Raw genomic sequence first — 23,541 nt, forward strand, 5'->3', positions numbered from 1 at the left:
AGGGGCAAAATAACGGGCATGGAAAAAAACAACAATAGGTTAAGCCCAAGAGCCAATAAAGGCAATATTAATAGATGTAACTCTACCTTAACCCCCAACAACGCAATAAAAATGGTTGCTGGAAGGGCAAGGTTTAGAATTATTTTTTTTATTCCAGAAATCTCCTCTTTGGATTTAAACTTTACTTTAAGCAGTACTCCAATGAAGATGAAAAAAAGAAATACAATAGTTTTTTGAATGCCTATATCCACTATACCAACACTTTATTGAGTGCGGCGGTAAATGTTTTCATTTCGTCCATGGTTCCCATACTTACACGGCACCAATTTTGGTCCATAAACTGGAAAGCACGAACACCCACCTTCAACTCTGTCATTTGTTCCAAGAATGCTTGTCCTTCCATTTCAATCGGGAAAATGATAAAACTGGTCGAGGAAGGAACATAAGAGGTAATGCCCAACTGATCTAAACTCTTGTAGACATATTCCCTACATTCGGCATTAAGGCTACGGGACTTCTCTATAAATGCGTCATCGTCCATTGCAGCTATGGCGGCATATACGGAAGGAAGGGAAATACCCATTCCTCCACGGGTAATTTTTTGTATTCTGCCGAGGGTTTCTTCCAATGCAACGGCATACCCCACACGTAAACCGGCCATACCGTGTATTTTTGAGAAAGTTCTGGCGATGATCACATCTTTACCTTCGTTTACCAAGGATACCATACTCTTTTTGGCACCATCTTCCAAGAACCACAGGTAAGCTTCATCAACAAAAACGGGCACCTTTTCAGATACTCTTGAACAAAAATCGACCAATTTATCATGGTCTGTCATAGAGCCCGTTGGGTTGTTCGGGTTACAGATGTAAACTAACTTGGTGTCATCATCAATGGCGTCCTCCATTGCATCAAGGTCGTGCGACCAATCGTCTTTCAACGGAACTGGTTTCCAAGTGGCTCCAACAGATTCCGCAACGCGGATAAGAGACATATAGGCAGGGTCAGCGGATACCACGTTTCCTCCGTTCATAAAGAAAACCATGGCCGTTTTTTCCAAAAGGTCGGAGGAGCCTGGCCCCATCATAACGTTTTTGCTCTCTACTCCTTCAAAATCGGCAATCTTGTCAACAAGCTGATATAATTCTTTCCAAGCATATCGGTTACCTCCCGAGGCCGAATTTTTAAAAGCTTCCAGGGCCATTGGAGAAGGCCCATAAGGATTTTCGTTGGCATTCAATTTGGCCGCAAGTTCTGGAAGGGCCGCTTCGGGTTTTGGTAAATACTCTTTAAAGAAAGGACTGTAGATTGCGTTGCCCTCTGCATCGAGGGTCAAAGGTGCTTTTGGTGTCTCTGCCAATCCAATATAGGGCAGTGCCATTGCCCCGCCGGCAGTGAGCATACTTTTTCTTATCCAATCACGTCTGTTGATGTTAGTTGTAGTTCCCATTGGTTTTTAGTTTTTAGAAGAATTTAAAATTAGACGATGATGTTGTTAAAATCAATGCTAAAAACATAAAAATCAGCTATTTGAGAACGAATATGTTAAAATTCTGAAGTGTTATTTAAGGATTTGACAGTCTGAAGACTACTGAAGGGGGCTTTTTTGCAGATATTCCAACGTAAGTATGCCCCTTAGATTGTTGATAATAATGTGCTCCAACAATTCATGAATGCTGTATTCATCAAATAAATTTGGTTTTGAATAGACGGTCTCTTCCATCCGGGACAAAAAAAGTGTACAGACCAATTGGACGTTTACATTTTTTCTTACTTGTCCCAATCGTTGTGCTTTTTGTAATAGCGGGCAAACAATATCCCAAACAATATCTTTTTTTAACTGGGAATATATTTCATAGGCCTCCGGATAGTATTTATGGAGCCCGTATAAAAAAGCAGGGTTGATCTCCTGAAATGTGATCAACCCTTGCTTGTATATAAAGATTATTGTGGTAAGTGGCTTTTCTTCATTAGGGTTTTCAAGTATATAATTATCTACATTGGCCCTAATATTATCCAAGTAATATTGAAGACTCTCCTTGACCAGTTTTTCTTTGCTGTTAAAATGCTTGTAAAGGGTCTTTTTTGAAATACCAAGGCTTTTGGCCAGTTCATCCATGGAGAAGCGCTTGCTTCCAAATTTGGTGAAGTTCTTGATGGCATAGACCAATATGTTCTTTTTATCCCCCACAGAGCAAAAAATTTTATTTCCAGCCCCCTCCTAGAGCCCTGTACAGTTCCACAATGGCACTCAATCGTAAATATTGTGAGTCTACCAAGTTAAGCTCGGAGTTCAATGCATTTTGACGTGCGGTCAATACTTCCAAATAATTGGCCAGACCATTGTTCAGCAGTTCTTCGGAATATTCCTCCGCTGTGGCGTATGCATCGAGTTCCTTGGAGCGTGCCTCCAATTTTTCGGTTTCTGCTTCATAGGTGTAGAGGGCATCGCTAACCTCTCTGCCAGCGGTGAGCAAAGCTTGTTTGTAATTTAACAGTGCCTGTTCCTGCTGTGCCTTGGCTACTTCCATTTGCGTTCTTAATCGTCTGCCATTGAAAATAGGTTGGGTCAGCGAGCCGACCAAAGTCGAAAAGAGTGAGCTGGCATCTAACCAGTTGTCAAATTCGAGGCTCTGAAAGCCACCTGTTGCGGAAAGGCTCAAGGAAGGATAGAGACTACTTTTGGCAACGTTGGTCAATTCAAAAGCATTGATTAGGCCATATTCTGCCTGCATTACATCTGGCCGGTTTGCAAGAAGTAAATAAGGAACGCCTGTACTCAACTCAGTTTCAATGCTTTGGTCGTCCAATTTGCCACGTTGGATTTTTTGCGGCGCCTCGCCCAGCAGGATACTAAAGGCGTTTTCGAGCAGTTTGATGTTGTTCTCAAGGTCTATTACAATAATTTCGGTGGTATGTACCTGTGCCTCGGTCTGCTTTACGGCCACCTCGGTCACCTGCCCTGCATCTTTTAACGCTACTGTGGTCTCCAAACTATTTTTTCTGGCCTCCAAGGTTTGCTTGGCAACCTCCAGTTGTTTGTCTAGGGCCAATAATTGATAGTAGGTCGCGGCAATACTGGCAATCAAGTTGGTTTTAACTGCTTGGTGCGCTGATACACTCTGCAGATAGGAGGCGCTAAAGGCTCTTTTATTGCTCCTGATCTTGCCCCAAATATCGGCTTCCCAAGAAAGGTTACCGGATAACTCATATTGTTCCAACGGACGTGTAAAAAAACTACCAAACTGACTGTTTTCCGAGTTTTTGGTCCTTGTAAAGCTGGCCGTTCCGGAAAGGGTAGGGTAATATCCAGCCTTACCCTGTTTTACGTAGGCTTCTGCAGCTACTACGTTCTGTAGGGCTATTCTAATATCGATGTTGTTTTCGAGACCTTGTTCTATATATGATTTTAATTGTTCATCATTAAAAAGGTCCCGCCAAGATACATCTGCCATGGAAATGCTGTCCTGTGGCAAATTATCTGTTCGATAGAGATTCTCGGTTTCTATTTCCGGTCTTGAATAATTCTTGGCCACAAAGCATGATTGCAATAAAAGGGGCGCCGAAATTACCAAGAGCAGTTTATATGTGGATTTTATTTTCATGGTTGATATACTTTGTTCGATCAAAGGATAATTAGGCATTGTTTACATTTTGAAGTTCTTCCGGCTTACCTGATATTTTTTCCTGAAGTGCCTGGAACACTACAAAGAGCACTGGTATGATGAACACACCCAAAATGGTACCCACTAGCATTCCTCCAACGGCGCTCACACCAATAGATTGGTTTCCGATAGCACCAATACCAGATGATAGGGCCAATGGCAACAGACCGAAAATGAATGCGAAGGATGTCATTAAAATGGGACGGAGTCTTGCTCGTGCCCCATCCGCAGCGGCATCGAACAATGATAGACCTGCTTTTCTACGTTGAAGTGCAAATTCCACGATCAGAATTGCGTTTTTGGCCAAGAGACCTATCAACATGATCAATGCAATCTGGAAGTAGATGTTGTTTTGCAACCCGGCCAGATTTATGAACAGGATAGCTCCCGCAATACCAAATGGCAACGATAATAATATGGAAAGTGGTAAAATGTAACTTTCATATTGAGCACTCAACAGGAAATAGACGAATATCAAACTCAAGATAAAGATGATGATGGTCTGCGAACCCGCATTGCTCTCTTCCCTTGTCAATCCAGAATAATCGTAGGTATATGAATTCGGAAGTACCTGGGCGGCAACCTCCTCGATGGCCGCAATGGCATCACCGGTACTGTAACCTGGATTTGGAACACCTGTAATGCTCACAGAACTCAACAAGTTGAATCGCTGTACCACTTCTGGACCATATATTTTTTTAAGATCCACAAATTGACTTACTGCAACCGATTCACCATTGCCGTTTCTCACAAAAATGTGGTTCAACGAATTTTCATTGGCCCTATCTTCCGGTTTGGCCTGTATCATTACACGGTATTGTTTACCAAACCTGTTAAAGTCCGTAGCGTAGATTCCACCAAAATAGCCTTGTAGCGCGTTGAAAATATCGGTTGCCGTAAGCCCTGCCATTTTCACTTTCTCCATATCGATGTCCAAATCGAACTGTGGGAATCCTGGGTCGAACTGTGAAATTGCATATTGGACTTCGGGCCTGGCATTAAGGGCTCCCAAAAACTGATTTTTTACATCGTTGATGGAGTTCCAATCTTCGCCGGTCTTACTCTGCAACTGTACCTCGAATCCGGAACTTGTACCGAAACCTTGTATACTCGGAGGTGTAAAATAAATAATCTCGGCATCATTGAAGCCTGCCGTGGTAGCGTACAAACGTTGCATGGTGGCGTTCACCGATAGTGAATCCGCATCCCTCTCGCTCCAATCTTTCAATTTCATAATGGAGAATGCATACGAACCTGCACTCACGCGGTTCAACAAACTGAAACCGGCCACACTCATCCGTGCATCGATCACGTCCATGGACTCGTAAATGGAGTCCAATTTCATGATAGTTTCTTCTGTCTTTTCTATTGTTGTTCCAGGAGGCATGCTCACATTGGCAAAGATCATTCCACGGTCTTCATCGGGAACGAAACCGGATGGTGTTGATCGAAACAAGAAGATGGCCAAAATACTAAAGCCCACTAAAAGAGCAAGAGTTACCCATTTACGTTTCACCAATGTCCCTATGGAATTGGTATATTTATTGGTCATTGCCGTGAACCCAACGTTGAAGGCGTTAAAAAACCTGTTCAAGAAATTGGATTTTTTACCCTTTTCATGGTCATGCGGCTTTAAGAACAAGGCTGCCAATGCCGGACTCAAGGTTAAGGCGTTGATGGCCGATATTAAGATTGCCACGGCCAAGGTGATACCGAACTGTTGGTAGAATACACCCGAAGACCCTTGAATAAAGGACACGGGGATAAATACCGCGGACATTACCAAGGTGATGGATATAATGGCTCCCGAAATTTCGCTCATCGCACTTTTGGTCGCCGTTTTGGCCGAATCAGCCCCTTCTTCAAGTTTGGCGTGCACCGCTTCAACTACAACAATAGCATCATCCACCACAATACCGATTGCCAAGATCATGGCGAAAAGGGTCAACATATTGATGGAATATCCGAATAATTGCAGGAAGAAGAACGTACCCACAATGGCCACGGGAACTGCAATGGCCGGAATCAATGTGGACCTAAAGTCTTGGAGAAACAGGAATACCACAATAAATACAAGAATAAAGGCCTCTATTAAGGTTTGGACCACGTGATCTATCGATGCATCCAAGAAATCCTTGGAGTTAAACGGGATTACATAATCCATCCCCTTTGGAAAATCCGCTTTGGAAGTTTCCAGGATGTTCTCGATCTCGTCGATGATCTCCTTTGCATTGGAACCAGAGGTTTGGTACACCCCCACGGCAACACCGGGGTTTCCCATACCAGAGTTTTTTCTAACATAGCTCAATGCGCCCAGCTCAATTTCGGCTACATCTTTTAAACGAAGGAATCCGCCATCATCCGTGGTTCTAAGAATGATGTTTTCATACTCGGCGACATCGGACAATCGCCCTTTGTACTTCATCACATATTCAAAAATACCATCGGCATTTTCTCCGATTTTCCCCGTAGCAGCTTCGGTGTTTTGTTCCCTTAAAGCAGCTTGGATATCAGCCGGCACCAAGTTATAAGCGGCCATTTTATCAGGGGAAATCCAGATACGCATGGAATAATCCTTGGAACCGAATACGTTTACGTTACCTACACCTTTGATCCTTTGCAATTGGGGGACCAAGTTGATCTTGGCGTAGTTTTCCACAAAAGTGGCGTCGTAGTCCTCATTTTCAGAAAAAATAGAGAAGAACAACAAGGCACTGTTCTGTGCTTTCTGGGTGGTAACACCGGTATTGATTACCTCTTGCGGCAATAAGCTATTTGCCCTTGCCACACGGTTCTGTACGTTTACCGCGGCAATATCCGGGTCAACACCAAGTTCAAAGAACACACTGATGTTGGCAGCACCGTCGTTACTCGCGGATGAAGTCATGTAGGTCATTCCCTCCACACCATTTATTTGCTCTTCCAGCGGAATAACGACACTCTTAAGTACCGTTTCGGCGTTCGCACCAGTATAGTTGGCGGTAACCTGAACGGTCGGTGGAGCAATCTCTGGATATTGTTCTACGGGCAAAGTCGTAAGACCAAGGATACCCAATATCACTATGATAACGGATATTACCGTAGAGAGTACGGGTCTATCTATAAATTTTTGGAACATAAATATCTTGTTCTATATGATTGATGGTAATTATTGTTTTACGGGATTGATGGTCTGACCATCTTTAAGTTTGGATACGCCCTCGGTAACGATGGTACTTCCATTTTCCAATCCATTTTTCACGATGAACTCTTTATTGGTCTGCGCCGTAATGGTCAATGGAACCGTTTTTACCGTATTATCATCGTTCACTATGTACACCATTTTGGTACCCTGAAGATCAACAGTGGCAAATTGAGGGATAACAAATACATCCTCATAAGTGGAAGGAACTTTTATGGTACCTGTACTACCCGAACTCAACAAGAGGTTCGGATTGTCAAAATCGGCCCTTAACGTCACGCTTCCGGTAGTTGGGTTGATGATATTGTTCACCATCGCAATTTTCCCTTTCTGAGGGTATGTCTCGCCATTGATCATCTCCAATTCAACTTCTGGTGCGTTTTCCGAAGAAGCTGTAGACCCATTGCCTGTCATTTGGCTCTTCATTTTTAGGAGCTGTTTTTCATTCATGGAGAAATAGGCGCGTATGCCACTGATATCGGACACCACAGTCAATGGATTTCCCATGGTACTACTTACCAAGGCACCAACTTTATAGGGTATTTCGCCAATGTAACCGTTTACAGGGCTAACAATATTGGAATAGCCAATGTTTGCGGCAATACTGCTATAATTGCTTTTTGCTTGTTGCAATTGGGCTTTTGCCGTTTCCAGTTGTACCTCGCTGATAATGTTCTTCTCTACCAATGGAACCAATTTGTCCACTTCAACCTGAGCGACATTTACGGCAGCTTTTGCCGCTTCTGCGTCTTGTGACAAAGTTTGTGTCTCCAATTTGAACAATAACTGGCCCTTGGTTACTTTTTGGCCTTCTTCTACATAAATATGCTGAACAAAACCAGAGACTTTCGGCCAGATCTCAACGTTTTGGACACCTTGGATATTTGTGGAATAGGAATCGAAAAGCGTTATATCCTGCTTTTCCAAAGTGCTTACTTTTAGCGACGGTGCTTGCTGTGCAGGGGCCTGTTGTTGCTGATTTTTACCCCCACAGGCTATGAATAAAAGTACACTTGATGATGCTAAGATTGATTTGATTGTTTTCATGTACGAAATTACTTTGCTACTTTTTTGGTTGTTGGAGTGACTACTCATTTAAAATTGATTCGAGTTTCTTGATTGATTTTTTCAAGGTTTTTTCGGATTCGTTTACGTAGTCCAGATATACTCTGGTACGAATCTGTCCTTCTTCAAATTTTTTAGGACAGTATTTTTCGTGATAACCCATTACCAAAGTGATAATGTGCTTCTCACGTTCAATACGTTTTAAATTTTCCTGAAGTTTGGATAAAAAGAAAGTTTTCTTCTTCGCAGTTTTAAAATACCGCTTTCGATCACCGGGCTTTGTGAAATAGGATAAGAGCCCCATATTCACTAAAAGATTGAGAGATGTCGATATAGAGCTTTTACTGGCATTGAGCCTGTCCAAACAACTATCAAATGTAAGCCCGTCCTTATCGGTTAAAATTAAGACGGCATAAATTCGAGCGGCTAAAGGAGGTAGATTATGTTCCTCTTCTAAGTGGAGACCAATAGTCTCTACAATTTCTTCCTTCGATTTTTCCATAAAATGGATTTTGAAGGCGCAAATTTACAATTGGTTCGGAACCAACCGAACTAAATGAACCTAAATGTTTGTTAAAAGTTAAATCTTGATTTTATTTGATAAATCAACCTTCAGGAAGAATCCCATCTTTTTCTATCATGGGAATGGCGGTAAGACTGTTTTCCGTTATGGAGTTTTTGGGAAACAGGAATCTTTTTTCAAAGAGTTTGTTCTCGGCAAAAAAGGTAACAAAGAACTCATTATTGAGGGCTAGCAACTCTTCTTGTAGAAACTCAATTTTTTTGAAGGACTTTGCTTCCACGATCCCAATACCGTGACGCATGGTGGATGTTTTCTTGTCTCCGTCAAAACCTTTGGAAACTACAATGGTCATTTCAATGGCATCCGACCGGTTATTGATCAGGTACACGTTCCATTCTTTGGATAGAAATTCATCGTTCCACTCCCTGATGACCAAAACGTGGACATCCTTGGCTACAGGAATTTCAATATCCTTTTTCATGACTTGGGTTTACAGTGCGCTTTTGAACTGTTCCAAAAAGCGGACATCATTTTCGCTGAGCAATCGAATATCGGAAATTTGGTGAAGCAGTAAAGCAATACGGTCTATTCCCATACCAAAAGCAAACCCCGAATATACTTCAGGGTCTATTCCACAATTCTTTAGAACGTTAGGATCCACCATGCCACAGCCCATAATTTCCAACCATCCGGTGCCTTTGGTCATACGGTAATCGGTTTCAGTTTCAAGTCCCCAGTACACATCAACTTCGGCACTTGGCTCTGTGAAGGGAAAGTAGGATGGACGCAGTCTTATTTTAGACTTACCGAACATTTCCGAAGTAAAATATTGCAAAGTCTGCTTCAAATCCGCAAAGGACACGTTTTTATCTACGTACAATCCCTCTACCTGATGAAAAAAGCAATGCGAGCGGGCGGAAATGGCCTCGTTCCTATACACACGTCCGGGAGAAATGGTCCTAATGGGCGGTTTATTGGCCTCCATATATCGTACCTGAACCGATGAGGTGTGCGTACGCAACAAAATATCTGGGTCTGTTTGAATAAAAAAGGTATCCTGCATATCCCTTGCCGGGTGATACTCGGGAAGATTCAAAGCTGTAAAATTGTGCCAGTCATCTTCAACCTCTGGTCCTTCAGAAACATTAAAACCAATTCTAGAAAAAATATCGATGATTTGGTTCTTAACAATACTGATAGGGTGTCGAGCCCCTATTTCGACCGGCTCACCGGGACGGGTCAAATCACCATATTTTCCGGCGGATTCTGCTTGGCTCTCTAATGCATCCTTTAACGCATTGACTTTTTCAGTAGCCGTGGTTTTTAATTGATTGATTACTTGTCCAAACTCCTTTTTCTGCTCGTTGGGAACATTTTTGAATTCGGCAAAGAAACCGTTCAATAGACCTTTTTTCCCCAAATATTTGATTCGGAAAGCCTCTATTTCTTCTTTGGATGTCGAAGTGAACTTTTCAACTTCGGCAATATGTTCCTTTATGGTATCAATCATGACTACTTTGGCTATTGGCGGACAAATTTAGCAAATTGTCCTTGAATATGTAGGTAATTAAAAAATGAACTGCAATACCACCCAAAAGATGCCAAAGCCAATGGGTCCCCATAGGAAAGAAGTTTTGATGTAGATCTATGCTCCGAAAGAAAATCGCAACCCCAAAAATGATGAAGGCGGTTACCACCAAGCCCAAATTTTTCCCTTTGGTCTTGATCAAATACCAGATGATGGGTACCAATATGGTTGTAGCTGTAATGATGTATCCCAAAGAAATTCTCAACCCAGATGGCAGGCGAAGAATCCGTAATAAAAAAGAAGCGCCAAGCAGTATTATGATCCATAGAAGCCTTTGCCACCAAGGTTTAACGAGCTTGAAAATAAAATAGACCACCAATGCGGCACAAAGAAACATTATCGGCATCCAATCCAAACGAAGCCAAAATTCGTGGCTTCGGGTAGCATGATAGATGGTTCCTCCTATATAACTGATTCCAATAACAGGAAGTACCCAAGCTAAAAATCGGTGTCGCGACGGGTTTTTATATACTTTGAAGCCCCAATACATGATCAAGACCAAAAAGATTAGGTTGCTAAAGGTATTGAAAGGTTCCACGGGAAGCCTTCCTTCCAGAGTTTCCAAATAGATGGGTCCAGAATCATTAGGAAATTTTATTGGAATCATGTTATAATTAAATAGAAAAGTGGTAAAATACAGCAATGCTACGAGCATCTCCAAATATCCTCCATAAAAAAAGCCGATGGAACCATCGGCTTGTATATTTGAAGTGTTATTGGATTAAAGAAAAGTAACCTTTCCATCGGAGATGTCGTACATGGCACCCACTATGGCAATTTCACCTTTTTCTTCCATTTCTTTTAAGATGACACTTTGGTTTCTGATATTTTCCAAGGCCATCTCCACATTTTTCATGGCAACGGCATCCACAAAATCCAGATTTTTCGAATTTCTGAGTTCCTCATCTTTTGGCTCTTTTACCGCATAAACCGCAGGCTCAATTTTATTGATCAAACTGGTTAAATTGCCCATTCTGGCATGGTCACAGGCACCTTTTACCGCACCGCAACTGGTATGGCCCAATACCACAATGGCCTTTGTTCCTGCCAGTTTGCATCCAAACTCCATACTCCCCAAAATGTCTTGGTTGATGAAGTTTCCCGCAATCCTAACGCTGAAAATATCACCAAGTCCTTGGTCAAAAACCAATTCCGCAGACACCCTAGAGTCTATACAGCTTAATATAGTGGCAAAGGGAAACTGGCCGTCCTTGGTATCGTTTACCTGTTCCAAAAGGTTTCTGTTCGCCTTTAAATTTCGTTGGAAACGCTCATTGCCCTCCTTCAAAAACTGAATAGCTTTTTTGGGCGACATGGTCGCTTGTGTTTCTTTTGTATGTGCTTTCATTTCTATTTTTTTATGCTGTTTTTTTAGGTCTTAGATTAAAAAACTCGATATAGCTTTCAGGGTTTTCGATTTCACCTCTTTCCGAAATAATTTTAATATCAATGTTTCTGTTCTTCGCCTTGCTTGAAAAATCTTCTAGAATTTCTACGATATCATTATCAAGATAACGTGTTTTTCTAACATCCAAAGTTAGGTAAGAATTTTCTGGAATACTGTCCAGTTCTTTCAAAATGGCACCTTTGTTAAAAAAGGTAACTTCTTCCGCCAAGGTCATCTTTATTTTATGGGACCCGTTACCACTGTCCTCAATATGCAAAAAGTGGGAGTTTTGATAACTTTTTATCAAGACTACGACGATACCAACACCTAGGCCCAAACTAATTCCGACCAAAAGATCGGTAAAAACGATTCCTACAACTGTTACCACAAAAGGGATAAACTGTTTCCATCCTGCTTGGTACATTGTCTTGAAAAGGCTTGGTTTGGCAAGTTTATAGCCCACCACAAATAGGATTGCCGCCAAAACGGACAAAGGTATCATATTGAGTAGCTTGGGTATCAAAATTACCGATCCCAATAGGAAAAACCCGTGAATGATTGCGGACGCTTTTGTTTTTCCACCAGATTGAATGTTTGCGGAGCTACGAACAATTACTTGTGTAACGGGGAGACCGCCGATAAGTCCGGAAAGGGTGTTACCAACTCCTTGAGCCATAAGCTCGCGATTTGTTGGCGTGGTCCGTTTTTCGGGATCTAACTTGTCCGTAGCTTCTACACAAAGCAAGGTCTCCAAACTGGCAACAAGGGCTATGGTAAAGGCCGTTACCCAAACATCCGTGTTGGAAATAGCGGAAAAGTTGGGGAAACTAAAAAACCCCATAAAAGACTCGAAGCTATCTGGCACGGGAACCTTTACCAAATGCTCGGCAGAAATTCCCCAAGTGGAGTCTCCTTGGGTAATAGTAAAATAAACGATACCGGCCACAACTGCTACAACGGGCCCTTGAATCAATTCAAATATCTTTGATTTTTTTGTCAATACCGTACTCCATAATAAGAGGATGGCCAATCCAATTACAGCGATTAAGGTCGCCCCTGGACTTATATAGTTGATGGAGTTGATGATCTCACTAAAGGTGTTTTCACCGTCCACCTGAAAAAATGCCCAGTCGCCTTCTGGATCGGCATCATAGCCGAAAAAGTGGGGGATTTGTTTTAAGATTATTATGATACCTATACCTGTAAGCATTCCTTTAATTACAGATGATGGAAAATAATAGGCAATGATACCTGCTTTCAAAAGTCCGAAAACAAGTTGGATGATACCGCCCAATACCACGGCCACTAAAAAATTTTGATATCCGCCAAGTGTTCCAATAGCGGTAAGTACTATAGCTGCAAGTCCTGCAGCAGGACCACTTACCCCAATTTGTGAGCCACTAAGTGCCCCTACGACGATTCCGCCTACAATACCTGCAATAAGTCCCGAGAACAACGGGGCGCCACTGGCCAAAGCAATACCCAAACAAAGGGGGAGTGCCACAAAAAAGACCACTATACTGGCAGGCAAGTCATTTTTAATATACTTGAACATGATGATGTGTATGATTACTCTTCTATTTTTTGGTTAGGTTTTTTATAGAAGAAGGTTAAAAATTTGATTTAGAACTTAAGGTTTAAAGTTTACACCAAATTTCTGGGGGGAGGGTCCAAGATTTCTACGGTATAATCCGAAAAAGGGAAAATATACCCAAGATACCCCATAGAGCTATCCTGTGAGAAGTGTTGATTATGTGATTCAAAAAAGTATTTATAGAACGTATCGGCCTCATCAAATTTTTTGATGGTGATAGTTTTACTGCTCTTTTCCTCTTCTGCCGCACCAATAATCATTGTTTTGCCCAATTCTTTATCCAACAAGGGAACAATCGGGGATACTGATAAGGCAAATATCAGTAACAATGATATAATAGGGAACAGGAGTGTCTTCACAAAAACATCAATTTTATCTAAAATAAGGAATTCTGGGCAAGCAAAGGGGGTTTTTTGTCTAAAACTCCTTTATTTTCTTGATACTGTCAACCTGTAACCAACCTGTTTGTCCATCTGCAATACGAATCCTCCTCCATTCGTCGAGTTCGTCCAAAACGTTCACTTTGGTTCCTTCGTGAAGAGTAAAAGTTGTACTACTGTTTACGTTCGGTTCTGCATTTACGTTGACTTCTTTTGCAAATATAATAGCAGGGTCGTCGTTCTTGTTCTGTTGGTGGTTAAGGTAAGCCAATAAAACACAGACCAAACAGAGAACAAGCGATAGCATACTGAAAATAAAGGCTGCTCTCTTTTGGTTAGCAGGCCTTAAGAAGTAGTAGGCCATGTACGCAAGCACAAATAAAAAGACAAGTGCAATGGCCAGGTAAGACCATTGGTCCGATGTGAACGTTCCAACAACGGAATTGTATATTCTTGACATCTCCGTTTTTGGCATTTCCTCTATAGCATCAAGCCTCATATTTTGCGCAAATGCTAAATTATTTCGGATTTCTTTGTTATTGGGGCTCAAAAGCAGCGCTTTTTCGTAGTAGTAAATACTCGGCCCAATGGCATTGAGTTTGTAATAACAATTCCCCAAATTGAAATATAACGAAGCGGAATGTTGGCCATTATCAAGAATTTCCTTGTAATTATCTATAGCTGCAGCATATTCGGCATCATTATACAGTTCCGTTGCTCTATTAAATAACGCTTCGTTTTGGGCAAAACCAAAAGAGAAGGAAAGCAGAAATATCAAAAATGCAATCTTCTTCATGATCATAGTTGTTTGTCCAAATTAGAGATTATCTCACTCGCCTTTTCATAATCCTGTTGCATCTGTACATTGGAGAAAGGACTGTAACGTGCCATTTCACAACTGGTCAATAAACTTATAAAGCCTTGGATGTCCGAATTGTTTACATTTTTTTCAGAAAGGATGCTCGTAATTTTATCCTTGCTGAACTCAGAGGTCTCAATATGCAATTTGGCTTTCAAATAATTATGAAGCCCCTTTTCCAAGGCCACATAAAAGGCTTCTTTGTTACCGAGTTCTTTTTTGGCCGTTGAAAGATATTTTCTGGCCAATCTGTTTGCTCTTTTGATTTTATTGCCCACAACATCGCTAGCTATTGCTTCTCGTTTTTTAAACGTAAAAATGGCAATGGGAATCAATACTAATGGTGCAAACAATAAAATGAAGAACAGGTTGGAGCCAAAGAATCGTTCCGACGTTATGGCACTTAGATTTGGATTTATATTGATAAAGTGGAATTGATCTCCCGTAGGAACAACCACTTGTTTGTTGGATGATGGACCGGCCAAAGTTCCTGAACTGGCTGTTGGTCCCTCTACCACCTCGATATTTATTTCTTCCGAACTTATAGTCTCGTATTTGCCGGTACCCGGATTAAAAAAGCTGAAAGATATGCTGGGTATGGGGTATTTTCCCCTAAATGATGGTACAATAGTATAATTGTTGGACACTTTGCCCTCCATACCAGAGCTGTACGTATTTATGGATTCCTCATACTCTGGATCGTAGACCTCCAATGAACTGGGAAGTTCGGGTTCCGGGAGTTGGAATAATTTTAGGTTGCCCTTTCCAGAAACCTCCACCTTTGCCTGTAGCGATTCCGAGGCGTTCAACTGTGTTTTGCTAGTGGTTACCGAAAAGTCGAAATCACCAACAGCACCACTAAAACCTGCTGGTTTTCCTGCTTCAGGCAATGGTTTGACATTGATGGTTCTGCTTCCTGCGGATACCGTCTTGCTGGTTGAGGTGTAAATCCTTCCGCCGAAAAAGTCACGACGGTTCGTTGGAACGTCCACAAATATTTCCAAGGAAAGCGGTTCAATGTTCAATTGACCGGATTTTTGAGGATATAGCACAACACGCTTTAAGACCACGTAGCGGTATGGTTTGCCTTGATAGGTGCCATTTTGTGCAGTATGCTTGGTCACAGGAATGTCCTGGCTCCAAAAATTGTTATACGTAGGGTTGTCCAATGGTCGATAGTTGGTGACACTAACGTTAGGACTCACATACAGTTTATATATGACCGTAACGGCTTCATTCATGTACGGGTTGCCTTTGGATACTTCTGCCACCAGATGAAGGTTTTCGTCGGCAACATCGTCTACGGTTTTCTGAGAATTGGGTTTGTCCACCGCTGCGGTCACCTCAACTTTTTGTGGTGTGGTCTTGTAGGTTTGCCCTTCGATTTCTATGGTCGCTTGATTGATCGTAAAGCTGCCTCTTGCAGTGGGGACCAAAATATAGGTATAGGTCTTGGAAAAGCTTCTTTTGCCATTTATCCAAGATGAGCTGATAGATTGTGATGGCCCCATAACCACATTGAATCCTTCAAATTGTGGTGGCTTAAAGTTGTCTCCATCCTTGTTCATGGTAAAATCTACCCTCAGACGCTCATTGACTCCCAATTCCTCTTTGCTCAAGTTCATTGTGAACTCTACCCCTTCGGTTTCATCTTGGGCATGCGAATGAACCCCCACAAGGAGGAACATTCCCAAAAAAAGCAATATGTTGCTCTTCAACAGTTTCATTACCAGTCCTTCTCGTTTTTGACCTTTTTTCCGCGTACTTTACGGGCCTCCATTTTTTCCTGAACTTTTTTCTCTTCGTTTTGCATGGCCTCTAGTAAATTCTGGATTTGCTGTTCAGAAAGTTGGTTGGGCCTTGGCTGTTGTTGTTTGTCATTGGGTTGGTCACCTTCATTAGGTTTCTTCTCTTGCTCTTTTTTCTTATCGCCTTCGCCCTCTTTATTTTCTTCGGGCTTGTTTTCACCATTATCACCTTGGTCACCTTTATCCTTGTTTTCGTCTTCTTTTTGTTCGCCCTCGTCCTTTTTCTCGTTATCTCCCCCTTCGTTGTTCTGATCCTTGTTTTTGTCCTTGTCCTCGTTTTCTTCGTCTTTTTTGTCTTCGTTGTCCTGATTTTGGTCGTTCTTTTGCTCGTCCTGTTGTTTTTCCAGCATTTTTTTGGCCAAAGCAAGATTATAACGAGTCTCGTCGTCGTTGGGATTTTTTCGCAATGCCTGTTTGTATGCCTCAACAGCTTGTTTATAGTCTTTTTGTTTCATGAACACATTGCCCATGTTGTGGAATGCCTTGTGCTTTTCTCCTTTTTCTTCGGCAGTATCACTGGCTTCCTTGTAACGTCCAAAGGCTTCGCCAAAACTTTCCCTGTTATAATAAGCATTACCTAGGTTAAATCTTGCCACGGCATTTTTATTGCTTTTGGATATGGCTTTCCTGTAGTCGGCCTCTGCCGTTACAAAATCATTTGAGGTAAGCTCTTCATTGGCCTCAAAGGTGAGGTTTTTAGAAGCTTGCAATGCTTTTTCTGCTTCTCTGTTGGCTTTTTCGGTAATGTCATCTTGGGCTTGGACCGCGCCAAAACATAGCAATAGTCCAAACATCAACTTAATCTTGTTCATCATCATGCTCATTAAAAAGATTCAGTTTTTTCAACCATTGTGTTTTTCTATCCAAAACGAAGATGTCCAAAAATAGAAATAAAAAACCTGCGGCAAGAAACCATTGAAACTGGTCTTTGTACTCGGCAAACTGTTTGGCTTCAAATTCCGTTTTGTCCATTCGGTTTAGTTCTTCTTTGATGTATTCCACGGCATTTTCCGTATTGGAACCATCAATATATTCGCCATTGCCCTGACTGGCAATCTCTGTCAATACGTTTTCGTTCAGTTTGGTGATGACCACTTCTCCATTGTTGTCCTTTTTCAAGCTTTCCACGATTCCGTTTCGCTTGATGGGAATCGGAGCTCCCTTGGTGCTACCTACCCCAATGGTATAGACGCGGATTCCATTTTGTGTAGCTTTTTCAACAGCATTTATGGTAGAACTTTCGGAATGGTCCTCTCCGTCAGAAACAATAAAAAGTACTCTGTTCGTTTGCTGGGAATCGTCATAGTAGGTGCTGGCCAAATCTATAGCTGCGTTGATGGCGGTTCCTTGTGACGACAACATATCGGTGTTCATGCTCTGTAAGAACATTTTTGCCGCTCCGTAGTCCGTAGTGATGGGGAGTTGAGGATAAGCCTGGCCAGCATAGGCAATGATACCGATTCGGTCGCTGGCCAATTGGTTGATGATTTCCGACACAATGCGTTTGGATTTTTCCAATCGGTTAGGCGCAATGTCCTCTGCCAGCATACTTTTGGAAACGTCTAGTGCGAATACAATATCTACTCCTTCACGTTTTACGGTTTCCAATTTTGTGCCGATTTTTGGATTCACCAGTCCCAAAACCAAAAACGAAATACCCGCTAATAAGAGCACCAATTTAAGTGTGGATTTAAAGTTTGACTTATTTGGAGCCAAACGTCTCAATAGCTTTAAATCAGCAAAACGCTTCTGTGTTTTTTTCTTCCAAATTTGAAGAAAAAAGAACGCCAGGGCCATAACCGGTATTATGGCCAAGAGGTAGAAATATATTTTTTCGTCAAACTGAATCATCTTCTAAATAAAACTTTTAAAGATTGAGTTTCGCAATCCCCATTCCAACAACAATAAAATTCCGGCCAAGAAAATCAATGGCCTGAATTTTTCCTCGTATTTGTAATACTTGAACTCTTCTATTTCTGTTTTTTCCAATTTGTTGATCTCGTCGTAAATAGCTTCCAAAGACTCATTGTCGGTAGCACGGAAATATTTTCCACCGGTTACATCGGCAATCTCCTCAAGCAATTCCTCATCGATTTCTACTTGTCGCATTCCGTACCGGTACGACCCATCTCTGTTATATGCGATCGGGGATAAAGCATTTCCGTTGGTTCCTATACCAATGGTGTATGTTTTAATCCCGAATTCGATTGCAAGATCGGCGGCGGTTCTAGGCTCAATAAAGCCAGAATTATTGACACCGTCCGTTAAAAGAATGATAACTTTACTGATGGCTTTGCTTTCTTTTAGGCGGTTAACCGATGTGGCCAGTCCCATTCCTATGGCCGTACCGTCTTCCAATACCCCATAAGTGATTTCTTCCAAAGAATTCAGTACAATAGCTTTGTCACTGGTGATTGGCGTCTTGGTATAACTTTCAGCGGCATAGCTTACCAAACCGATTCGGTCGTTTGGGCGGCCTTCGATAAAATCGGCCGCTACTTCTTTTAAGGCGGTCAATCGGTCCGGTTTAAGGTCACGTGCCAACATACTGGACGAGACATCAATGGCCATCACAATATCGATACCCTTCGTGGTTTTTGTCCTCGTTGAAATATCCTCCGTTTGAGGTCTTGCCAATGCCGTTATTATGGCAGCCAAGGCCAAAAGGCGGATTACTAACAGGATGGGTTTCAATTTTGAGGCCCAGCTTGTTACCGTAAATCCTTTGATACTGGAAATACGTAGGGATGCCATTTCATTTTTCCGTTTGAAAAAATACCATAGCAAAGCCAATGGCAGCAGTAATAGCAGCCAGAAAAATTCAGGGTTTGCAAATTCTATATTCTCAAACATTTATACTTGTGTTTTTACGTCAAGACTTCCTAAAATCCGGTCAACGATCTGTTCTGCATATTCATCTTTCTCTTCCCAAGTGATTACCACCTGTTGGATAAAACCTTTACCGCCAAAGGTGAGAATGTTGTATTTGGCCCTTTTGGAGTCTCCATTGGGTCGTTCCAGAGTTCCGGTGCCATAAGTTTTCAATCCTTTTACACCGGATTGCGTAACAAATTCCTCTTGTTTGGTAATAATGTTTTTAAGCCCTAGTTGTTCAAAATTGGCTAAGGTGGAACCGATAACCGCATCAAATTGAGGTTCTTCTTTTTCTTCTTTAAAGGTGATGGAACTTGTGCTTACAGAAAAAATGCCGACATAACTTCCATAGGAAAAGGCCTGAAGTTCTTTGATGAGTTCCTCGGTTTCTTTAGGTAGTTGTGGCTCTTGGCGCACCAAAACCTCCGGAGTTTCTATTTGAATGGGAGGAAAACCATACGAGCTGGCCACCCACTCACTCTCCAATAAATCTTTGGTGGGGTAACCAAAGACGGTGTCACGCACTTTTTTGGTTCCAAAATAAATGGTAGACCCAATACCGCCCAGAACAATGATCCCTGCAAAAATGGCCGCGGCCCAATAGATTCTTTTTCGTTGTTTTTTTCTTGCAAGTTCTTCCAGATATTCCTCGTCCAACAACAAGTCTTCTTCGGTTGGCTCGGGTAGTCCCGCATGCGTTTTGGTCACGATTTCCTCGACCAATTTTCTATCCTGTTCTGCAACGGATGATGCAGGTTTGTTCTTGGCAAACTTTACCAAATCCGCTGTTTGCAATATTTTTTGAAATTGTTGGATGGTATCATCCTCTAACTTAAGTTCACCGGCATCGCGCAACATTTCCAATTTGGTGATGAGCTCCGAGGTGGTACTTTCCATGGCCGTTACGTGTACATCTTCTTCCAAATAGGAACGAACAATATCGGTAAGCTCCGAATAGTACTGTTTGTACTCATCCTGAATGAGATACCTCGAATTCTCCAGCTTTTTTAATTCAATCAAAGCCCGGTCGTAGGGAGGGAGCAAGGCGACTTTCTCTTCCTCGGTCAATGGCTTTTTGCGCAAAAAGAACCAATAGACCAATCCACCTACCACAATCAGTCCTAAAAGAATCCAAAGTGCGGTAAGCCATATATCGGCCGTGCTTCGCTCTACCTCAATCAAGGGTTTTATGTCGTACATCTTTTGTTTGGTAGTGTCCACGACCACATCAGCGACCTTCACTTGGAAGGAATCCGTGAAAAAAGGTTGCTCGTTGATGGCGATTCGCTGTGGTGGAATAGTGTACGCACCGCTATCAAACTGTGTGAGCGAATATATTTTTTGAAGAATGACCTTCTCATTATTTTTAATGGTATCGGCCATTATAGCCTCTACGGTTTCAAGAGGAGAAAAGGTTTGTCCTTCGGGGAAAAAGACAACATCGGTGGAGTCTGCTTCAACCGTGATTTTGTATTCGATTTGTTCCCCTATTTTGATGGCCAAGGTGTCTACTTCGGCATTTACCTTGGGTACTGTTTGCGAAAAACCGAGCATGGGCCAAAGCAATAGTAACAAAAAAGCACCCAAAATGTGTTGGGTTCCTTTTATGTTTCCAATTTTATGTAGGTTGTCCATTCGCATTATCCTCTTCGTTTAAAATAGCCCAACAGCTTTTTTACATAACTTTCATCGGCCCGACAATTGATTACACCACATCCAGATTTATTAAAGGAATTGGAAAAATAGGCCACTTTGTCCTTGTAATGTTGTCCGTAAGCTGAACGTACTTGTTTGGATTGGGTGTTCACCAATTGAATCTCTCCTGTTTCGGCATCTTGCATTTGCACCATGCCCAAGTTTGGGATGGTTTCTTCGCGCTCATCATACACCCGTATTCCTGTAACATCATGCTTGTTGCCCACAATGCGAAGCGTATTGTCATAGTCGTCCGCGATAAAATCTGAAAGCACAAAAACAATGGCTTTTTTCTTCATCACATTGGTGAGGAACTTTAATGCCTCCGCTAGATTGGTTTCACTGCTTTTTGGCTGGAATTCCAGCAATTCTCTAATGATTCTGAGTACGTGGCTTTTTCCCTTTTTAGGAGGGATAAAAAGCTCTACTTCATCGGAAAACAAAATCACACCTACTTTATCATTGTTTTGAAGTGCGGAAAAGGCAAGCGTAGCGGAAATTTCTGTGACAATTTCTTTTTTGAACTGGTTGGAAGTGCCAAAAAGTTCCGAGCCACTAACATCTACCATCAACATCATGGTAAGTTCGCGCTCCTCTTCAAAGACCTTTACGTAAGGTTCATTGTAGCGTGCCGTCACGTTCCAGTCAATGCTTCGAACATCGTCCCCGAACTGATACTGGCGTACCTCGCTGAACGTCATCCCCCGACCTTTGAACGTAGAGTGGTATTCCCCACCAAAAATATGGTCGGAAAGACGTCGGGTCTTAATTTCAATTTTGCGTACTTTCTTTAGTAGTTCCTTTGTATCCATTTGGTTCAAGAAAAATAGGTTTTCGGGTTGGTTAAAGTATTGCTACTTAGTCCGATAAACATTGAACCGCTAAGGCACTTCTACCTCGTTTACAATCTTGTTGATGATTTCTTCTGAAGTAATATTTTCTGCCTCGGCCTCATAAGTGATTCCGATTCTGTGACGAAGTACATCGTGCACTACGGCCCTTACATCTTCGGGAACCACGTAACCTCTTCTTTTGATGAACGCATAGCACTTGGACGCGTTGGCCAAGTTGATACTACCCCTTGGGGAGGCACCAAAACTGATGAGAGGTTTCAAGCTCTCCAAGTTGTATTTTTCCGGGTATCGCGTAGCGAAAATGAGGTCGAGTATGTATTTTTCGATTTTTTCGTCCATGTAAACCTCACGAACGGTTTCTTGGGCCCTAAGGATTTGCTCCAAGGAAACTACAGGCTTAATGGGTTCGGTTGCACCTTTTAGGTTTTGACGAATGATAAGCTGCTCCTCGTTGAGTTTCGGATAATCGATTACCGTTTTCAGCATAAATCGGTCCACCTGAGCTTCAGGAAGTGGATAAGTTCCTTCTTGTTCCACAGGGTTTTGTGTGGCCATTACCAAAAACGGCTTGTCCAAAACAAAGGTTTCGTCGCCGATGGTCACCTGCTTTTCCTGCATGGCTTCCAACAGCGCGGATTGCACTTTGGCAGGGGCCCTGTTGATTTCATCCGCTAGGACAAAGTTGGCAAAAATGGGTCCTTTTTTAATGGAGAAATCGTTCTCTTTGATATTGTAGATCAGCGTACCGACAACGTCTGCCGGTAACAAATCGGGCGTAAACTGTATTCTACTGAAACTTCCCTTTACGGCTTTTGCCAATGTGTTGATGGCTAAAGTCTTTGCCAATCCGGGAACACCTTCAAGGAGAATGTGGCCTTTTCCTAAAAGACCTATCAATAGGCGTTCTACCATATGGTTTTGCCCTACTATCGCTTTGTTCATTTCAACCCTTAAGAGGTCAATAAAAGCGCTTTCCTGGGCAATTTTCTCATTAACAGCACTAATATCAATAGTAGTGTTTTCTTCCATTATATACTTTTATTGTTTGGTGTTAAGGTCGGGGTTTTTACTAAGGTGTGCAAAATGAAAATTTATTTAAAACCTGCCTGTTAATTAATGGTTAAAAAAAACGCTAAACCCCTAGTTTTATGAAGGATTTAAGGGTTTAATTTTATACTTTCAGCGCATATGGAACAGACAACGAAATTTTCTCGCATTATATCGGGAGCAATGACCTGGGGAAGTTGGGGGAAAAAACTTTCCAAAAAAGAAATGATCGATTTGATGCACCACAGCATCGAATGTGGACTCACCACTTTTGACCATGCAGACATATATGGGAGCTACTCCACGGAGGCGGATTTTGGTGCAGCATATGCCAATAGTGGTGTCAACAGGAAAGATATCCAGTTGATTACCAAATGCGGCATCCAAATGACCCGAGGTAGAGACAACAAGGTCAATCATTACCAATACAATAAAGAGTATATTATTTGGTCGGCCGAAGAATCCATGAAAAAGTTACATACGGATTATCTGGACCTCTTTTTAATGCACCGACCAAGTCCATTAATGCATCCTGGCGATATAGCAGAAGCTGCACAGCATTTGCTGGATAGTGGAAAAATCAAACAATTTGGGGTATCCAATTTTACGACCTCACAAGTGGCCATGTTGGACAATGTGATTCCTGTTGAAGGGAACCAAGTAGAGTTCTCCTTAACGCACCACGACCCCATGTACGATGGTACTTTTGATGATTGCATCGCCAACAAAAGAATGGCAATGGCATGGAGTCCATTGGGGAGCTTTTTTCGGGAAACCGACGAAAAAGTTGAACGGATAAAGGAAGCCATGGGCCCACTTTTGGATAAGTACGACGCCAATGAAAGCCAATTGCTTTTGGCTTGGATATTAAAACATCCCGCCCATGTTCACCCTGTGATTGGAACAACGAATAAGAAAAGAATTGAACAATCGGCCGCGGCCGCAAAGATAGACTTGGAACTTCAGGATTGGTTCACACTTTTGGTGGCCGCCCAAGGACATGATGTTCCTTAGAAAATAT

Annotated in this window: 22 protein-coding genes; 2 read left to right on the forward strand and 20 right to left on the reverse strand. The window is 42.0% G+C overall.

The features are described 5' to 3' along the window. Nucleotides 1-18 precede the first annotated feature (18 nt). Nucleotides 19-237 (forward strand): hypothetical protein, encoded by a 219-nt coding sequence (locus tag GUA46_RS02550; protein ID WP_176619174.1) that lies wholly within the window; start codon nt 19-21, stop codon nt 235-237. A gap of 13 nt (nt 238-250) precedes the next feature. Here the strand turns inward: GUA46_RS02550 and GUA46_RS02555 are convergent, their stop codons facing one another. The 20 genes from GUA46_RS02555 to GUA46_RS02650 all read right to left on the reverse strand — a co-directional run bounded on the left by GUA46_RS02555 (nt 251) and on the right by GUA46_RS02650 (nt 22,502). After that, the gene (locus tag GUA46_RS02555; RefSeq protein ID WP_176619175.1) at nt 251-1,450 is read right to left on the reverse strand and encodes a pyridoxal phosphate-dependent aminotransferase; all 1,200 of its coding nucleotides are present in this window, start codon (nt 1,448-1,450) and stop codon (nt 251-253) included. A gap of 138 nt (nt 1,451-1,588) precedes the next feature. Then, a complete protein-coding gene (locus GUA46_RS02560) occupies nt 1,589-2,191 on the reverse strand; it encodes a TetR/AcrR family transcriptional regulator (protein WP_159075795.1) in 603 nt (200 codons plus the stop codon). A 13-nt stretch (nt 2,192-2,204) separates the two neighbouring features. Beyond that, entirely contained in the window at nt 2,205-3,605 is a 1,401-nt protein-coding gene (locus GUA46_RS02565; protein WP_176619176.1) for an efflux transporter outer membrane subunit, read from the reverse strand. A gap of 31 nt (nt 3,606-3,636) precedes the next feature. Continuing rightward, a complete protein-coding gene (locus tag GUA46_RS02570; protein ID WP_176619177.1) occupies nt 3,637-6,783 on the reverse strand; it encodes an efflux RND transporter permease subunit in 3,147 nt (1,048 codons plus the stop codon). A gap of 30 nt (nt 6,784-6,813) precedes the next feature. Next, nucleotides 6,814-7,893 (reverse strand): efflux RND transporter periplasmic adaptor subunit, encoded by a 1,080-nt coding sequence (locus GUA46_RS02575; protein ID WP_229418415.1) that lies wholly within the window; start codon nt 7,891-7,893, stop codon nt 6,814-6,816. Between the two features lie 40 nt (nt 7,894-7,933). Continuing rightward, nucleotides 7,934-8,413 carry a GbsR/MarR family transcriptional regulator gene (locus GUA46_RS02580; protein WP_108245743.1) on the reverse strand — a complete coding sequence of 160 codons (480 nt, stop codon included), beginning with the start codon at nt 8,411-8,413 and terminating at the stop codon, nt 7,934-7,936. A gap of 103 nt (nt 8,414-8,516) precedes the next feature. Beyond that, nucleotides 8,517-8,915 carry a hypothetical protein gene (locus tag GUA46_RS02585; RefSeq protein WP_176619179.1) on the reverse strand — a complete coding sequence of 133 codons (399 nt, stop codon included), beginning with the start codon at nt 8,913-8,915 and terminating at the stop codon, nt 8,517-8,519. A gap of 9 nt (nt 8,916-8,924) precedes the next feature. After that, nucleotides 8,925-9,944, reverse strand: a complete 1,020-nt coding sequence (pheS, locus tag GUA46_RS02590) for a phenylalanine--tRNA ligase subunit alpha (RefSeq protein WP_108245745.1) — start codon at nt 9,942-9,944, stop codon at nt 8,925-8,927. After that, nucleotides 9,937-10,629: a hypothetical protein gene (locus GUA46_RS02595; protein WP_108245945.1), complete on the reverse strand. Its 693-nt coding sequence runs from the start codon at nt 10,627-10,629 to the stop codon at nt 9,937-9,939. Before GUA46_RS02595 ends, pheS begins: the two co-directional genes overlap by 8 nt. A gap of 114 nt (nt 10,630-10,743) precedes the next feature. Beyond that, a complete protein-coding gene (locus GUA46_RS02600) occupies nt 10,744-11,370 on the reverse strand; it encodes a carbonic anhydrase family protein (RefSeq protein WP_108245746.1) in 627 nt (208 codons plus the stop codon). A gap of 10 nt (nt 11,371-11,380) precedes the next feature. Beyond that, nucleotides 11,381-12,964, reverse strand: a complete 1,584-nt coding sequence (locus GUA46_RS02605; RefSeq protein ID WP_108245747.1) for a SulP family inorganic anion transporter — start codon at nt 12,962-12,964, stop codon at nt 11,381-11,383. Between the two features lie 89 nt (nt 12,965-13,053). Continuing rightward, entirely contained in the window at nt 13,054-13,362 is a 309-nt protein-coding gene (locus GUA46_RS02610; RefSeq protein ID WP_159075796.1) for a hypothetical protein, read from the reverse strand. Between the two features lie 58 nt (nt 13,363-13,420). Continuing rightward, nucleotides 13,421-14,179 (reverse strand): SH3 domain-containing protein, encoded by a 759-nt coding sequence (locus GUA46_RS02615; RefSeq protein ID WP_176619180.1) that lies wholly within the window; start codon nt 14,177-14,179, stop codon nt 13,421-13,423. 2 nt (nt 14,180-14,181) lie between these two features. Further along, a complete protein-coding gene (locus GUA46_RS02620; RefSeq protein WP_176619181.1) occupies nt 14,182-15,969 on the reverse strand; it encodes a BatD family protein in 1,788 nt (595 codons plus the stop codon). Then, nucleotides 15,969-16,862, reverse strand: a complete 894-nt coding sequence (locus GUA46_RS02625; RefSeq protein WP_108245751.1) for a tetratricopeptide repeat protein — start codon at nt 16,860-16,862, stop codon at nt 15,969-15,971. The genes GUA46_RS02620 and GUA46_RS02625 overlap by 1 nt, the downstream gene beginning before the upstream one ends. Next, nucleotides 16,849-17,901: a VWA domain-containing protein gene (locus GUA46_RS02630; protein ID WP_176619182.1), complete on the reverse strand. Its 1,053-nt coding sequence runs from the start codon at nt 17,899-17,901 to the stop codon at nt 16,849-16,851. Before GUA46_RS02630 ends, GUA46_RS02625 begins: the two co-directional genes overlap by 14 nt. Nucleotides 17,902-17,904: 3 nt before the next feature. Beyond that, a complete protein-coding gene (locus GUA46_RS02635) occupies nt 17,905-18,903 on the reverse strand; it encodes a vWA domain-containing protein (protein WP_108245753.1) in 999 nt (332 codons plus the stop codon). Then, a complete protein-coding gene (locus GUA46_RS02640) occupies nt 18,904-20,565 on the reverse strand; it encodes a BatD family protein (RefSeq protein ID WP_176619183.1) in 1,662 nt (553 codons plus the stop codon). Further along, on the reverse strand, nt 20,565-21,431 hold the full coding sequence (locus tag GUA46_RS02645; RefSeq protein ID WP_166249533.1) for a DUF58 domain-containing protein: 867 nt from the start codon (nt 21,429-21,431) through the stop codon (nt 20,565-20,567). Before GUA46_RS02645 ends, GUA46_RS02640 begins: the two co-directional genes overlap by 1 nt. A 69-nt stretch (nt 21,432-21,500) precedes the next feature. After that, nucleotides 21,501-22,502, reverse strand: coding sequence for an AAA family ATPase (locus tag GUA46_RS02650; RefSeq protein WP_108245756.1), 1,002 nt, complete (start codon nt 22,500-22,502; stop codon nt 21,501-21,503). Nucleotides 22,503-22,661: 159 nt separating this feature from the next. Here GUA46_RS02650 and GUA46_RS02655 point away from each other — a divergent pair, with 159 nt between their 5' ends. Continuing rightward, a complete protein-coding gene (locus GUA46_RS02655; RefSeq protein WP_176619184.1) occupies nt 22,662-23,534 on the forward strand; it encodes an aldo/keto reductase in 873 nt (290 codons plus the stop codon). The last annotated feature ends 7 nt before the right edge of the window (nt 23,535-23,541 follow it).

Origin of the sequence: Flagellimonas chongwuensis (assembly GCF_013376415.1) — a bacterium.
Classification (GTDB): Bacteria; Bacteroidota; Bacteroidia; order Flavobacteriales; family Flavobacteriaceae; genus Flagellimonas; species Flagellimonas chongwuensis.